Annotated in this window: 11 protein-coding genes; 3 read left to right on the top strand and 8 right to left on the bottom strand. The window is 31.1% G+C overall.

The features are described 5' to 3' along the window. Positions 1–506 precede the first annotated feature (506 nt). From RH99_RS10210 to RH99_RS10200, 3 genes are all read right to left on the bottom strand, one after another. Entirely contained in the window at positions 507–917 is a 411-nt protein-coding gene (locus tag RH99_RS10210; RefSeq protein WP_010237408.1) for a hypothetical protein, read from the bottom strand. A 126-nt stretch (positions 918–1,043) separates the two neighbouring features. Further along, entirely contained in the window at positions 1,044–1,964 is a 921-nt protein-coding gene (locus tag RH99_RS10205; protein ID WP_010237407.1) for a response regulator, read from the bottom strand. 244 nt (positions 1,965–2,208) lie between these two features. Next, entirely contained in the window at positions 2,209–3,489 is a 1,281-nt protein-coding gene (locus tag RH99_RS10200) for an ATP-binding protein (RefSeq protein ID WP_010237405.1), read from the bottom strand. Between the two features lie 504 nt (positions 3,490–3,993). On the opposite strand from RH99_RS10200, the gene RH99_RS10195 reads away from it, so the two are divergent. After that, positions 3,994–5,271 carry a cation:dicarboxylate symporter family transporter gene (locus RH99_RS10195; RefSeq protein ID WP_010237402.1) on the top strand — a complete coding sequence of 426 codons (1,278 nt, stop codon included), beginning with the start codon at positions 3,994–3,996 and terminating at the stop codon, positions 5,269–5,271. A 181-nt stretch (positions 5,272–5,452) separates the two neighbouring features. On the opposite strand, the gene RH99_RS10190 is transcribed toward RH99_RS10195, so the two are convergent. From RH99_RS10190 to guaD, 5 genes are all read right to left on the bottom strand, one after another. Continuing rightward, positions 5,453–5,851 carry a hypothetical protein gene (locus RH99_RS10190; protein WP_010237400.1) on the bottom strand — a complete coding sequence of 133 codons (399 nt, stop codon included), beginning with the start codon at positions 5,849–5,851 and terminating at the stop codon, positions 5,453–5,455. Between the two features lie 67 nt (positions 5,852–5,918). Continuing rightward, positions 5,919–7,352 (bottom strand): multicopper oxidase domain-containing protein, encoded by a 1,434-nt coding sequence (locus tag RH99_RS10185; RefSeq protein WP_010237398.1) that lies wholly within the window; start codon positions 7,350–7,352, stop codon positions 5,919–5,921. Between the two features lie 294 nt (positions 7,353–7,646). Beyond that, complete coding sequence (locus RH99_RS10180) at positions 7,647–9,338, bottom strand: DHA2 family efflux MFS transporter permease subunit (RefSeq protein ID WP_010237396.1); 1,692 nt, start codon at positions 9,336–9,338, stop codon at positions 7,647–7,649. 235 nt (positions 9,339–9,573) lie between these two features. Beyond that, the gene (locus RH99_RS10175; RefSeq protein WP_010237394.1) at positions 9,574–10,098 is read right to left on the bottom strand and encodes a PadR family transcriptional regulator; all 525 of its coding nucleotides are present in this window, start codon (positions 10,096–10,098) and stop codon (positions 9,574–9,576) included. Positions 10,099–10,288: 190 nt separating this feature from the next. After that, positions 10,289–11,569, bottom strand: a complete 1,281-nt coding sequence (gene guaD / locus RH99_RS10170) for a guanine deaminase (RefSeq protein WP_010237392.1) — start codon at positions 11,567–11,569, stop codon at positions 10,289–10,291. Positions 11,570–12,142: 573 nt separating this feature from the next. On the opposite strand from guaD, the gene RH99_RS10165 reads away from it, so the two are divergent. Next, positions 12,143–13,363, top strand: coding sequence for a PucR family transcriptional regulator (locus RH99_RS10165; RefSeq protein WP_010237390.1), 1,221 nt, complete (start codon positions 12,143–12,145; stop codon positions 13,361–13,363). A gap of 312 nt (positions 13,364–13,675) precedes the next feature. Beyond that, positions 13,676–14,824, top strand: a complete 1,149-nt coding sequence (locus tag RH99_RS10160; protein ID WP_010237388.1) for an iron-containing alcohol dehydrogenase — start codon at positions 13,676–13,678, stop codon at positions 14,822–14,824. The last annotated feature ends 115 nt before the right edge of the window (positions 14,825–14,939 follow it).

Genomic DNA, 14,939 nt, shown 5'->3' with positions numbered 1-14,939 from the left:
ATATAAATTACTAATGGATAATAATTATTAATAATGTTGTTAGTCTATATTCTATTACATTGTATTGATAATTGCAATATATTTAATTAGTTTTTACGTGAAGATTACTTTATATTCATATCTTTACTTTAGCAATATGCATCTTTAACTAAAAAATAGATTCAATTAAATATTAGGAAAAAACATTATGTTTATATTTTACCAAAGAATAACACAAATAGTAAATAATTATTGGATATGTTTGTTTATTTCAATGTGCATTAGGCATATTCCAATAAATAACTAGTCAGTATGCTAGTCTATTTTGAATCCTACTACGTCAACAGAACCTTCTGATAGCACCACTATCATCAGAACCTGTTTCCTTGTATAATTCAAAATATACGTCGCATCTTTGACTTGTTATTTATTTTCACATGCCTTATATAATTAAAAATAGAAAATAGCCATAAAAATATTTCATAGAAAAATATTTTTATGGCTATTTCTAATGATACAATGGAAGATTAGTCCTCATAGATGAACAACTTCTGCAGACAGAAAGTTTTAAAGGCGTCTATGTCATTAGAGTGTTCGGGATTATCAGTTTCTACAGATATAACCAAATCGTTTTCATTTTTCGCAGAGGGACTTACATGCATTTCTATATTAGAATCTAAAGATTTGTTCTCAATTCCAGAAAAATCATGGTTAAGAATTATTCTTACACCAGAATTATCACTATCATATCCATACAAATAATATTCAGATCTTTTCGTTATAATATAGAAGGTATCATTCATTTTATGCAACATATTTGTAATTCCTTGAACTATATAGTTCTCATCAGACTTATCAATTATACCAATTAACTTCTTTGTATTTTTATTTGATTTTTCAGATTCATCCTGAACTGGTCGTATAAATAATTTTTTCATAATAACACACCTTTCGTTAATAAATATATTTACTAATCATTAAATTATGCGGTTTAAAGGTTTACATATGTATTATTCAACATATAAATTAATATTCCTTCTAAAAATTACAAAGAATTTAAAAAGTTATACCTTTTTCTTTGCTTCCATATAAAGTACCTTTACAAATTTTTTGGTGTTTATTCGAATGTGAGATATTGAATTGTTAATTTCATTTTGTAATTCTAACATTTTTTTTCGTATCTCTGTAAAGTCAAAGAATTTAGAGGCATATTCTTCAAATTTAGGGTTGGAATAATCTGTAAGTCCTAGAGAAGCTATATGACTTAACCCCTGAAAGATTGCTCTACGAACTCTTTGTTCTGAAGCCTTTACTTCTTTTTTTATATCTGCTTCGGTGTAAGAACTTCCTAAGCGATTCACGGAAGTATTAGTAAATAAGTCCTTTAATGATGGAAATTCCTGCTCTTGGTAGCTCTCTTTATCACACTGTAATAGATATTCAACCATATCAAGAATATCTTTACTACCGCTTTCACTTATCATACCAAGATCCGTTAATATGAATTCCGCAGATTCTAAAATTGTCTTTTTTAAAGAAGGTTTCTCCATATGTGTTTTTGATTCTTGAAAACCGAGAACACTAAGAGTCTGCTGAATATCATTTATGGACTTTTGTAGTTTCATATTAGCAGTTACTTTTTCTATTACCTTTATTACCTCAAGTCTATTAATTGGTTTTGTTATATAGTACTCAACACCTAAAGAATAGGCTTCTCCAATAATTTTTTTATCTTCTACCTGTGAAAGCATTATGATTTTGAAGTTAAAAGAATCTCCTAGGCCTTGAATTGTTTGTATACCATCTTTAATGGGCATAAGTAAGTCAATAATGAGAATATCTACATGTTTAAAAGCAAGTAACTTGTTATTTATATGTGAACCATCCTCCGTTTCACCTACTACTTTTCCGAGATCATAGTCTTCAATGATTTCTGCTATCATAGAACGAATTACTTCATCATCATCAACAATAAAAAAGTTCATTATATCATCCTTTCATTAGGTATTTTCAAATAAGGCATGTGAAAATAAATAACAAGTCAAAGATGCGACGTCCATTTTGAATTATACAAGGAAACAGGTCCTGATGATAGTGGTGCTATCAGAGGGTTCTGCTGACGCAGTAGAATTCAAAATAGGCTAGCATACTGACTAGTTATTTATTTGAATGTGCCTAAGTAACTGGAGAATATGTTAGTTTGTTATGAATGTTTATATAGTTTTTTTTTCAATATGACCTAGTTAAACTTTTAATGGGTAGTTTTATAGTAAAAACTGTACCAGTTATAACAGAGGTACTTTCTATTTCTATGGAACCCATAAGACTTTCTACTGATTTTTTTACATAGGGAAGTCCCATACCAGTAGAAGGTGTACCAGAATTATCATATTTTGTAGTGTATCCGGGTTTGAATATCAAATCTTTTTTCTTTTTAGGAATACCAGTACCATTGTCCTGGACTCTAAATTTAATATATTCATCATCTTTGCAAATTATAATACCTATTGACCCTTTTTCTTTAATTGATTCCACAGAATTGGATACCAAATTATTAATAAGAGAAAGAGTGGTGTAAACATGAAGCATTGGAAGAGAAAAGTCAACTTTAAAATTAAACTTTATTTTCTTACCTAGTGAATCTGCATATTTCTTATTGCTATTTACAATAATATTTCCTATTTCATTTATATTCATATAATCTGTGGAGTTTTCATTAGAAATCATTTTAGAAATACCTGCATATATTCTTTGATTGTCTTTTTTTATATCATGTACTTCTCCTGCAATAACTAATATATTTTTAGATAAATCCTCTTTATCTAGATTAAAATCTTCACTCTGCATACTTCTATATAGATTATAACAGTTTCTTGTAATGTTTTCTGCATCTTGTAATGTTTTTTTTAGCTCTATAGATTCCTCATATAAACCGGATATTAAAAATAGCATGTGATTATTTTGATTTTGTTTTTGCTTCATTTCTACTTCTGCTTCATGAAGCTTTAGCATACTGAAAATCCCTAAAACAAATACACTTCTAATAAGAGCTATAATTATAACTTCACCTATCACTAGGCTATTGATGTTATCTCCTAAAGTAAAATATCTAAGGGAAAGCTCTAAGATGTTTGAAGTTATCTCTATGAAGGCGGATAAACATACTATTAAAAATAAGCGATTTTGAAATTTTTTAACTTTAAAAATATGAAATAAGAGGGCATAGGTAAAATAATAAAAAAATGCAGAATAATTTCTTATAAATGAAGATGATATATTAAAATTTATCAATGTATTGTAGTCTAAAAAAACACGAAAAATTACTACAGAGATACCAACTAAAAACATAGATAAAAATAGCGGTGTTTTTCTTGCCCAAAGTAGAAAAAAGAAAAAAATGGGTGTACCAAGACTTACACGAAAACTATCGTTAAATGGGAAAAACTTAAATTCTCCTGCTAGTGGGATTAGTAGTATAAGTGTTAATAATATATAAAAATTTTTTTTCAAAGGGAGTCACTCCTCATTATCATATCTAAATTAGTAAAATCCTATTATTTTAATACATAAAAAAGAATAGCAGAAATTAAGTTAATATACTAGAGGATAATTATAAATATAATGTTTTTCTTGCATAAATTTTATAAAATGCAATTTTTAACTTCAAGTGCCATCACTTTAAATTAAAAGAACTGTAAAAAAGATAATAAATCATTGATAAGATTATAAAAACAATGAATTTATTTTAAAAATTTATTGCTAAATTACAAATAATAAATCTATAATTTGTTAAATGAGTAATCATTATAAATTATTTTATTGATTTATCAAATAAAATTGTAGGTTATTGTAGAATTCTATAGATGGTCTTATAAAATATGAATAAAATTTTATATTTTATAAATGACAGAGGACAGAATAAAATAATTTAAAATAAGGCATATGAAAATAAATAGACTAGCATACTGACTAGTTATTTATTTGAATGTGCCTAAATAAGAAAAGGTGAATGAAATGAAAAAAATTAAATTGGGATTAGCAGTACAGATTGTCATTGGCCTGGTACTTGGTATTGCAGTAGGCGGTATTTTTTATGGAAATCCAGCTGTAGAGACTTATCTTGAGCCTATAGGACAAATTTTTCTTAATCTCATAAAAATGATAGTTATTCCAATAGTTTTCTCATCATTAGTAGTTGGAGTTGCTGGTGTTGGCGATATTAAAAAACTGGGCAAGCTTGGCGGAAAGACTATTTTATACTTTGAGATTATAACTACTATTGCCATTATTGTAGGAATTGCAGTGGCAAATATATTTCATCCTGGAAGTGGAATAAATATTCATGAACTTTCAAAGGTAAGTATTAAGAATTACGTGAATACAGCTACTACAACTCATCACGGATTGGCAGATACTTTTGTAAATATTGTGCCAAGTAATTTTTTTGAAGCACTTTCTACAGGAAATTTACTTCCAATTATATTTTTCTCTGTTATGTTTGGCTTAGGGATAGCTTCAATAGGAGAAAAGGGAAAGCCTGTGCTTAGTGTTTGTCAAGGTATTGCAGATGCAATGTTTTGGGTTACAAATCAGGTTATGAAAACTGCGCCTATTGGTGTATTTGCACTTATAGGTGTTACAATATCAAAATTTGGACTTGCTTCTTTGGTTCCATTAATAAAACTTATTCTTACTACTTATGGAGCAATGATTTTCTTCATACTAGTAGTACTTGGAATTGTGGCAAAGATAGCAGGTACTAGTATACTTAAAATGCTTAGAATATTAAAAGATGAAATTATCATTGCATATACTACTGCAAGTTCTGAAGCAGTTTTGCCAAAGATAATGGAGAAAATGGAGAAGTTTGGCTGTCCAAAAGCTATTACATCTTTTGTTATTCCAACTGGATATTCTTTTAATCTTGATGGATCTACTTTGTATCAATCCATAACAGCATTATTTATTGCACAAATGTATGGGATTCATATGTCATTACCTGCTCAAATAAATTTAGTAATTGTTTTACTTGTAGCATCAAAGGGAATGGCAGGAGTTCCTGGAGCATCCTTTGTTGTATTACTTGCAACTTTAGGCTCTGTAGGCATTCCAATGGAAGGTGTTGCCTTTATAGCTGGAATAGATCGTATTCTTGATATGGCAAGAACTGTTGTAAACATCGTAGGTAATTCTTTAGCAGCAGTGGCTATATCAAAGTGGGAAGGTAAGTATAATCACGTAAAGGGACAGGAATATCTTGAAACAATAGATAAAATGGAAAAAATTGCATAGAGATTTTGCTTCGGAAATTTAACAGATTCAGTGACTAGCATCATTTAAGTATTTATTTTATGATGCTAGTTTTTATGATATGATCTTTATCAGAACAATGATAGGCTTTTAACAATTTTTTAGTTGATTTTTATACGCATTATCATAGCATTTAGTTAATTTTTATTTATCTTTAATCCTGTTAAATTACAGTAACATGTTTTTTTTGGAAGTCACCGATAGTAACAGTGACTTTAGATTCATGTTTCACAACGTTTCCTATATTTACCAACATCATATAACCATATTTGCCTCTATGGCCTTTTCGAGTTACCATTTTTCCAATCGTTGAGATGCTTAGTAAATAAATTTTTATCCTGGTTGCTTCATCTGTAATGTAAATTTCCTGGGGACTTTTAGTAATATAACCTGTTCTGTTGATTTTAAAGCCAACATTAATAATGCTATCATCAGCTGTTAGAACACAACCTGCTATTTCAAAAGGATGTTTCCTGGGGATAAAATAATAGTAATAGTATATGGGAAAAAATGCCCCTGTGACGGCGATTAATATACTTATAGTAATTAATACTGTAATCATAATATACCTCCAATTGGAATATGAGGTACGCCTATAGAAAGGCGTACCTTTTAATTATTTTTAAAGATTAAGGAAATTTAGGACTTGAAGTAGTAGCTTTTTTACATTTTGAATCAGAATCCGGTTTACAAGGCTTGTGAGGTTTCTCCCTTGGCAAATCAGTTTGGATAAATATTAATTGGCCTCCAGGGTATACACCATTATTGGTAACCTTGTAATCATCGTGGTTATGGGCAATATAGAATTGGGGAAAGAAGAAATTATCTGCTTCACCATAATTGTGCGTTTCGAAGTTTCCTGGGAACGGACACAATGTGGTACCGCCTGCCTCTGGAGTGTTAGCCCATAAAGTAGTTGAATCTCCGAAACCTGGCATAAAGGTACCTGCTTTAATAGATTCTGTAGTTGCATCAGCAACCTGATTCATTAATGATGGAAAGCCATCTTTGCCGCAGAAAATATAATCAGAATAAATAGGTCTTTTATCTTCAGCAATAAAGAGAATGTCATAGCTTTCTCCGGAACCAACCAATTGGGTGAAAACTTTATCATCGTGTGGCTGCGGATGTGCATCTTTATTAACTATTCTTCCATGCCAACCATGAGTATGCCATGGAACCGGCTGATAACCCATATTAATGAGGCGGAGAAGGAACCTTTGCTCATTTTTAATGTGAACATAAGAATCATATCCAGCAGGAATTTTATAAGCACCACCACCTACAGAAACACCAGCAGGTAAGAGTGTATCAGGGAAGGCACGTCCATTTACCAGCCACCAGTCAGGTTTAAAATTTACCGGATTAAAGTCAGTCTGATTTTGAACAGCATCGTGCCATGTGGAGTCGATATCAGATAAGAGTATTACATATTCTTTATCGAAAAAGCTGGAACACTCCGAATTTGCAAAGTTCCTGTTGGTGATTCCCTTTGACCTAATACAATGGGATACATCTTTAACTGAGGGATATACAATTAGACCTCCATACATTCCCATTTGAACATGTTCAGCAGCTTCCTGGTGGCAGTGATAGAAATAACTTCCTGGTGTTTCAGGTTTAAAGTAATAAGTGACACTGATTGAAGGCTCGTCTATAGGAGTTACTGGTACTCCAAAGGAAGTTTCAGGTACACCATCAAGCTGGGTTGCTACGTGACCACCGTGTATATGAATAGTATGAACGTCTAAAATTGGTTCTTCAGCTCTTAGAAAACCCAGGTTAGTTAGTGTTATAAATAGTTCATCATCCGTGTCCATTTTTATTAATGGCGATGGAATTACAGCTGTTCCTCTTAGATCGTCTCGTGCTGTTACATTTGCAGGATCTAAGCTTGGGTCACAAATTGTAAACTTGCCTGTACATTTATCTTGGACTTTCCATAAACCTCCTACAAAACCAAAAATGTATATGCTTCTACGATCTAAGCATCCCGTCGGATCTGTTGGAAGGTCAATAAAACCGTCAGTAGCATATAAGCTATAAAAAAGTCTTTTTGCCATAATGTTTTTTCCTCCTAAAGTTTTTTATTTATATTCTTCTAGCTAATATATAATATGTAGCATTAGGACAAGTAGATACAGAATATTTCTTATTAGGTGCTTTTGTTAGATAAGAAATTATAAATATAATTTGTGAAGAGCTACAAATAACTAGTTCGTATACAGAAAAAAATAGATCAGAGTTTTTAATACTCTGATCTAATATATTTCACTGACTTCAATTGACTATATGGTTCCAATTCTTCCAAGTTATTATTTTAAGTGTATTGAGATTATTTTGGATATAATCAAGTACTACACTGCAGATGATTCTCTTGGTTCTCCAACTAAATTTTTCTCTTTCTTCCTATCACTAAAGTAAGCAAAGAATATTCCAGGAATCAATATGAAGAAACCATATTTAAAGGTAGTACTAAAGGCAACTACAGTATGATCTGTAAATTTAGTTTCTACAGCTGAAAAAAGTACTTTTGTTTCCTTTTTCTGAGCTTCAAAGCCTTGTTGTATTTTGTTTTGCATAGCGGGTGGAGCAGCCTTTAATGTTTCTTTTTCTTTAGTATCAATTTGCTTTAATATATCATCTACATTAGGTTTATTACTATTAGTAGAAGTTGCTTTTGATGAATTAAAAGAGTTTATCATAGCTGCTTTGGCCTCAGCATTAAAAACTGTATCAGCTTTAACTATGTTAATAGCATCGGTTTTAGCCTTTGTCATTTCAAAAGTCATGCTAGCATTGAATAGTGTTAATAGTACAGCAACTCCAAGTACAGTACCAAGAGTTCTTGTCATATTGTTAACTCCTGAGGTCATGCCTATTTTATCTTTAGGTACATTTCTTATCATAGATCCCATTATAGAGGACATGGCAAGACCCATACCAAGACCAGCTACGATAAGTCTTAAAATTATATCTAAATTAGTAGAGTATTGTGTAAGTGTACTGTAAAGATAGCTTGATATTGATAATAGAGCTAAACCAATAGTACTAAACCACTTTCCACCAAGTTTTTGAGTTAGAGGACCGCTGATTGATGAACTTACTATAGAAGCTAATGCCATAGTTGATATAATAAGTCCTGCTGAAAGTTCACTTAAACCCTTAACCTGCGTTAGGAAAAATGCCAAGAAGAAGGCCCCAGCCATCATTCCAAGTCCCAATAAGAACAGTGCAATAGCTCCGCAAGTAAAAGGTGCTATTCTAAACAAACTAAGAGGGAGCATAGGACTTTTTACTTTTAACTCCGTTACTATAAATAGTATGAATCCTATTACAGCCACTATTAATAGTGACACTATGAAAGTTGAAGTCCAGCCCTTATCATTAGCCTCTATAAGTGCTAGGGTAAGGGAAAATACACCTACAGATAAAGTAAGTATTCCAAGAAAATCTATTCTTTTATCTGCAGAAGAATCATAAGATTCCTTAATATATTTTATAGTTAAAATAACTGAAATAATTCCTATGGGAATATTTATAAAAAATACAAATCTCCAACTAGAAAATTGAGTGATTATACCTCCAAGAGAAGGTCCACTAGCAGCGGCAAGTCCTGCAAAAGCTCCCCATAAGCCCATAACCATGCCGTGCTTTTTCGGTGGAAATATGTTAAGTGCCAGTGGTATAGTTACTGGCACCACTAGAGCTGCTGATAATCCTTGAATAACTCTAAAGAAAATTAGCATTTCTGGTGACTGTGATAAACCTGACAGTAGTGAAGAAGCAGTAAAAGTTATGATACCTATAATAAATATTTTTTTTCTTCCAAATTGATCTGCCAGTCTTGAAGCGGTTATTATAAGTACTGCAAAGGCAATATTATATCCATTTACTACCCAGGATATGTTTTGTACCGTGGTATTAAAGTACTCTGTCATTCTAGGCAGAGTGATATTAACTATTGTTGTGTCAAGAAGTGCCATAAAAAAGCCTAATACTATGGCAATAAAGGCAATAGCAGTGTTGGAACCTGATTTTTTGTTCATGCTGAACCTCCCTATGTAATTTTTATTTTATTTAAAATTATTATTTTCATACTAGGCATGTGAAAATAAATAACAAGTCAAAGATGAGACGTCTATTTTGAATTATACAAGGAAACAGGTCCTGATGATAGTGGTGCTATCAGAGGGTTCTGCTGACGCAGTAGAATTCAAAATAGGCTAGCATACTGACTAGTTATTTATTTGAATGTGCCTTAGATGGATTTTCAAAATAATATCAATATTTTTCTAATAGTTTTGAAGACCATTTATCTAAAAGTTTGTATAGATCTTCATAAAGACCTATGAGGTCCCAGGCATTTTCATTTTTTAAGTCCTTGTGCTCTTCTTTATGAGGACCGTGCATGTATTCATTCCTTTCCTTTAATGCACTATTAAATTTTTTTAGTAAGGTATGTCTTTCCTCAGTATTAAGATTATTTAAGTTTGAAATAAAGCCGCTGAAATCAAAATATATGTGGGAGATGTTAGTAGAAGACTCCTCCATAAGTTTATGAAAATACTCATCACCTTTTTTATTTATAGAGTACACAATCTTTTCTGGCATTTCACCTTCTCTAATAGTTTTTGAATCAAGAAAACCATCATTACAAAGCTTAATGATTTTTTTATAAATGGAAGCATTACTTATTTTAATCCAATTAGTTAGACTCCAAGTCTCAAACTCCTTAACCATTTCATAAGCACTTTTTTCACCATGAAATAAATATCCAAGAATGACTAAATCAATTGAGGATAGCATCATATTACCTCCTTCCTTTATAGGCTACACTACTATACACTATAGTAGTGTAGCCTATAATTGTCAATATAAAAATCACCCCTGGGGTGTAATTTATGGAAATTCTGTAAAAAAGAACACCCCTGGGGTGATTAAAATGGAAATTTTGGAGAATTATACACCCCAGGGGTGATTAAAAAAAGGGAAAGATTTAAAATGCAGGTTCTTTAACTTCACTACCTGCCACGTAGCGAATCTTTATATTTCTGTCATCACCAGTATAGATAAATTTCTGAAGTCTTTCTTCTAACGTTAAAGTCTTAACTATAGGAAGAGTGCTGTCATCAATAACTAAAGCATCAAACTCATAGCCTTCTTCAAAACTTCCAATATTCCCAAAGAACTTGCCGCCACCTTTAGTAGCTAAATAAAATATTTCAGCAGTATTTAAAGGCTTTTCAGTTCTATTTTTAGTAGCATAATTTAAGTTTGATACTTGAGCTGCGGCTACCATGGTGTTGAGCATAGACAAACTGTGACCTGCACCAATATCGCTGCCAAGAGCTACTGGAATACCACTATTTATAAGCTTTGTTACAGGTGACATACCACTGGATAAATTATTATTTGAATTTGGGCAGTGCACAGCGAAAACTTGATTTTTAACCATTAAATCTATTTCATCCTCATCTACTAATACACAATGGGCCATGCAAGTAGGAAGTTGTCCAAAAAGATTGGCTTCATTATATACACTAGCATAGTTTTTACTAATAGGATGAAGTTGTTTTACAAAGGCAATTTCATCTTTGTTCTCACATAAATGGGATTGAACCTTAGTATTGTATTTAGCAGCTAGTTTTCCAAGACCATCCATTAATGCAGAAGTGCAAGTTGGAACAAATCTAGGTGTAATTATTGGTTTAACTAAATCATATTTATCAGAGTATTCTATTAGAATTTCTTCTGTGTCTTTTAGTGACTGCTCGGTGGTTTCCACTAGATAATCAGGAGAATTTATATCCATATTAACTTTGCCTATATAAGCTGAAAGTCCTGATTTTGCAAACATATCCATAAGCATTTTAGAAGCTTCCTTATGAAGTGTTGCAAACACCACAGAACGTGTAGTCCCAAATTTCCACAGCTCTTTTATGAGCGCAGCATATACCTTTTTAGCATATACTAAATCCGAATATTTTTTTTCCTCTGGGAAGGTATAGGTTTCAAGCCAAGGCATTAATTCTTTGTCTAGTCCAAGACCTAGATTCGCAAATTGTGGAGCGTGTAAATGTAAATCCACAAAGCCCGGTATTATAAGTGAATCTCCATAATCTTTTACAGATATATTTTTAAATTTCAGAGGTAATTTTTCATATACTCCTTTAACATATTTTCCTTCTACAATAATGTAACTATTTTTAAATATAGTGTATTTACCAAAAGCAGGTGTAAATATTATATTTCCTTTTACAGCATAAATATCTTTCATGGTTAGATCCTTCTTTCTATTAGCTTGTTATGTGGAATAAGTAAAATATTAATTGGTGTAAGGTATCTTCAAATAAATAACTAGTATCTTTGACTTATTATTTATTTTCATATGCCTAAAGTCACCATTATAATAGTACTTTGAATTGATTATCTATATAATAAGCATTCAATAAGTACTTATAAAAATTATTAGGTGATTTTATTTATCAATTAATAAATAAATATGTGGACAATTATAACTTTGTAAAAATGTCTTGTGAATAAATCTTTGATGATTAGTTAGTATAGTATGTTATAATTGATAATTTGACAACCTTTATATTTATTTTTACAAATAGTCCTATATAATAATATCATATATATATTAAAATTTATGAATTATACATTATAAGGCATATTCAAATAAATAATTAGTCAGTATGCTAGCCTATTTTCAATCCTACTGCGTCAGCAGAACCCTCAGATAGCCCACTATCCTGGTCACCTGCTTCCTTGTTGGATTCAAAATATTCGTCGCATCTTTGACTTACTATTTATTTTCACATGTCTAAAAGAGATGGAGAGGTTAAGTATGCTTATTACTTGCAATAGTATTTTAAAATTACAACATCTTGAAAAGATGAAAGTGGTAGCTGGAAAAGGTGGAATGAATAAAGTTATAAGATGGATTCATGTAGTTGAAAATCCACAGGTTTCTGAATGGGTAAAGGGTGGAGAACTGCTTTTTATTACAGGATTAGTTATAAAAGACGACGTAAATACTCTTTTACAGTTAGTAAAAGATTTAATAGATAGAGATCTTTCTGGACTTGTTATAAATACAGGACCTTATATTACGGAAACGCCAAAAGAAGTTAAAGAATTGGCAGATAAATTTGACTTTCCCATATTTGAATTACCCTTTGAAGTTAAACTCATAGATGTAACTCAGAGTATATGTAGAGCTATTTTTATGAATAAAGTAGAAAAGGAATCCATGGATAGTTTTATGAAGGAAATTATCTTTGGAGAATCTACTTTTACAGATGAAATCTTAAATAGAGCCTCTTTTTATGGATACAATTCAAGTAAAAATTATTGTGCCCTTGTAGTGGATATTGATGACTTTAGAAATTTTATTAGAGATAAAAAAATAACTGATGAAGAAGCTATTATAGAAATTAAGCAAAATATAGAACAAATTATATTGAATGTAATGAATAAATGGAGAAAAAAAATACTTTATGTAATGCAGCGTGATTCTATTATTTTAATGATGCCTGTAAGGGAATGGAATAATAATTATGACACTATTGAGTCTATTGCAGAGGATATTATAAAAGGTGTTAAAGAAAAATTCAATGATTTAACTGTAAGTATAGGTATTGGATGTAAATTCAATGAGTTAAAAGATTTTAAAAAGAGTGTTGATCAAGCACAAAAGGCTTTAAAAATTGTAAAAGTATGTGGAGAAAAAAGTAGTGTAAAAAAGTATAGCAAGGTTGGTATATATAGGATGTTTTTTCAAATGGATAATCAGGAAGAAATGAAAGAAATTTATCATGAAACTCTTGATAAATTAATTGAATATGATGAGAAAAGTGAAAGTGATTTATTCAAGACACTGGAGGCTTACGTGGCTGAAGGAGCCAATCTTGGAAGGGCAGCTGAAAAACTTTTTATTCATAGAAATACCATGAAATATAGAATGAATAAAATGGAAGAAATTCTTAAGTGCGACCTTAAAGATATAAATACTTTACTTGAGTTTGCAGAAGCCATAAAGATTGGAAAGTTTTTAAATTATATTTAGGCATCTTCAAATAAATAACTAGTCAGTATACTAGTCTATTATGAATCATACTACATTAACAGAACCCTCTGATAGTACCACTATCATCAGAATCTGTTTCCTTGTAAGATTCAAAATATACGTCGTATCTTTGACTTGTTATTTATTTTCATATGCCTTAATTAACAATCAGAACTATATATATTTGTGTATAGTGGACATATAAAAAGTATTTTAAATATGTTAAATTATTTACATGATAATTATTGATTTATCAAATTTAATGCATAACAATTGATAAAACACTAAAAAATGTATATAGGAGGCACAACAATGGTAAGCTCAGTATTTCAATCACCAGGAAAAATAATCTATGGACAAGGATCCACAGCACAAGTAGGTGAAGAAACTAAAAAGTATGGTAACAAGGCAATGATCGTTACAGGAAGAAATTCATCTAAAAAAACTGGGGCGTTAGATAAAGTTATAAGCAGTTTGAAATCGGAAAATCTGCAATATATAGTTTTTGACAAAGTAGAATCTGATCCTAGTGTGGATACAGTAGATTTAGGAACTACAATTGCGAAAGAAGAAGGTGTAAATGTAATTGTAGCTCTTGGTGGAGGAAGTCCTCTTGATGCAGCAAAGGGAATAAGTGCTATGATTACTAATCCTGGAAGCATTGTTGATTATGAAAAGAAAGAACCTAAAATTCCTGGGGTACCAGTTATAGCAGTACCAACTACTGCGGGAACAGGAAGTGAAGTAAGTAGATTTATAGTAATAACTGATACAAAAAGAAAAGTAAAAATGTTAATAGGTGGAGAAGCACTAATACCTAAAGTAGCAATTTTGGATGGTGATTTAACTGTAATGGTTCCACCAGATGTAACAGCTGCTACGGGAATGGATGCTTTGACACATTCTATAGAGGCTTATATATCAAAAAAAGCTCAGCAAGCCACTGATGTACAGGCACTTTCGGCTATAAAGCTTATAAGTAAAAATCTAGCAAAGGCAGTGCAAAATGGAGAAAACATGGAAGCAAGAAATAATATGCTCTTTGCGCAAATGCAAGCAGGACTTTCCTTTAGTAATGCTTCAGTAGCACTAGTACATGCAATGTCAAGACCACTTGGAGCATATTTTGGAGTACCACATGGACTTGCAAATGCCATACTTCTTCCAAGAGTTATGGAATATAACAGAGCAGCTTGTCCTGAAAAGTTTAAAGATATTGCAGAAACTATGGGAGAGAATACTAAAGGGCTGTCCTTAAGAGAAGCAAGTAATTTAGCGGTAAAGGCGGTAAAGGAATTATATGCTGAAACTGGACTTCCAACAAAGCTAAGAGATGTAGGAGTTAAAGAAGAAAGTATAGAGGCCCTTGCAAAGGATGCTATCCAAAGTGGAAGTGCATTAGTTAATCCAAGAAAAGCTAGTTTAGAAGATTTAGTAGAGATTTATAAGAGTATTTATTAAGAAATATTAAATAATCAATTAGAAATATCAATGAATCTTACTAAGGTGTTATTCATTTTCATATATCAATTATAAAATTATGATTACAACTTATTAATATGACAATTGAAGCAAG

Origin of the sequence: Clostridium arbusti SL206 (assembly GCF_000246895.1) — a bacterium.
In the GTDB taxonomy this organism is placed as follows: domain Bacteria; phylum Bacillota; class Clostridia; order Clostridiales; family Clostridiaceae; genus Clostridium_I; species Clostridium_I arbusti.
Note: the sequence above shows the minus strand (reverse complement) of the source record. Positions and strands in the feature narration are given on the sequence as shown.

What these genes read in the sequence shown, in the direction of transcription:
- RH99_RS10210 (WP_010237408.1), bottom strand. Translation starts at nt 917, where the DNA reads ATGAAAAAATTATTTATACGACCAGTTCAGGATGAATCTGAAAAATCA.
- RH99_RS10205 (WP_010237407.1), bottom strand. Translation starts at nt 1,964, where the DNA reads ATGAACTTTTTTATTGTTGATGATGATGAAGTAATTCGTTCTATGATA.
- RH99_RS10195 (WP_010237402.1), top strand. Translation starts at nt 3,994, where the DNA reads ATGAAAAAAATTAAATTGGGATTAGCAGTACAGATTGTCATTGGCCTG.
- RH99_RS10190 (WP_010237400.1), bottom strand. Translation starts at nt 5,851, where the DNA reads ATGATTACAGTATTAATTACTATAAGTATATTAATCGCCGTCACAGGG.
- RH99_RS10185 (WP_010237398.1), bottom strand. Translation starts at nt 7,352, where the DNA reads ATGGCAAAAAGACTTTTTTATAGCTTATATGCTACTGACGGTTTTATT.
- RH99_RS10180 (WP_010237396.1), bottom strand. Translation starts at nt 9,338, where the DNA reads ATGAACAAAAAATCAGGTTCCAACACTGCTATTGCCTTTATTGCCATA.
- RH99_RS10175 (WP_010237394.1), bottom strand. Translation starts at nt 10,098, where the DNA reads ATGCTATCCTCAATTGATTTAGTCATTCTTGGATATTTATTTCATGGT.
- guaD (WP_010237392.1), bottom strand. Translation starts at nt 11,569, where the DNA reads ATGAAAGATATTTATGCTGTAAAAGGAAATATAATATTTACACCTGCT.
- RH99_RS10165 (WP_010237390.1), top strand. Translation starts at nt 12,143, where the DNA reads ATGCTTATTACTTGCAATAGTATTTTAAAATTACAACATCTTGAAAAG.
- RH99_RS10160 (WP_010237388.1), top strand. Translation starts at nt 13,676, where the DNA reads ATGGTAAGCTCAGTATTTCAATCACCAGGAAAAATAATCTATGGACAA.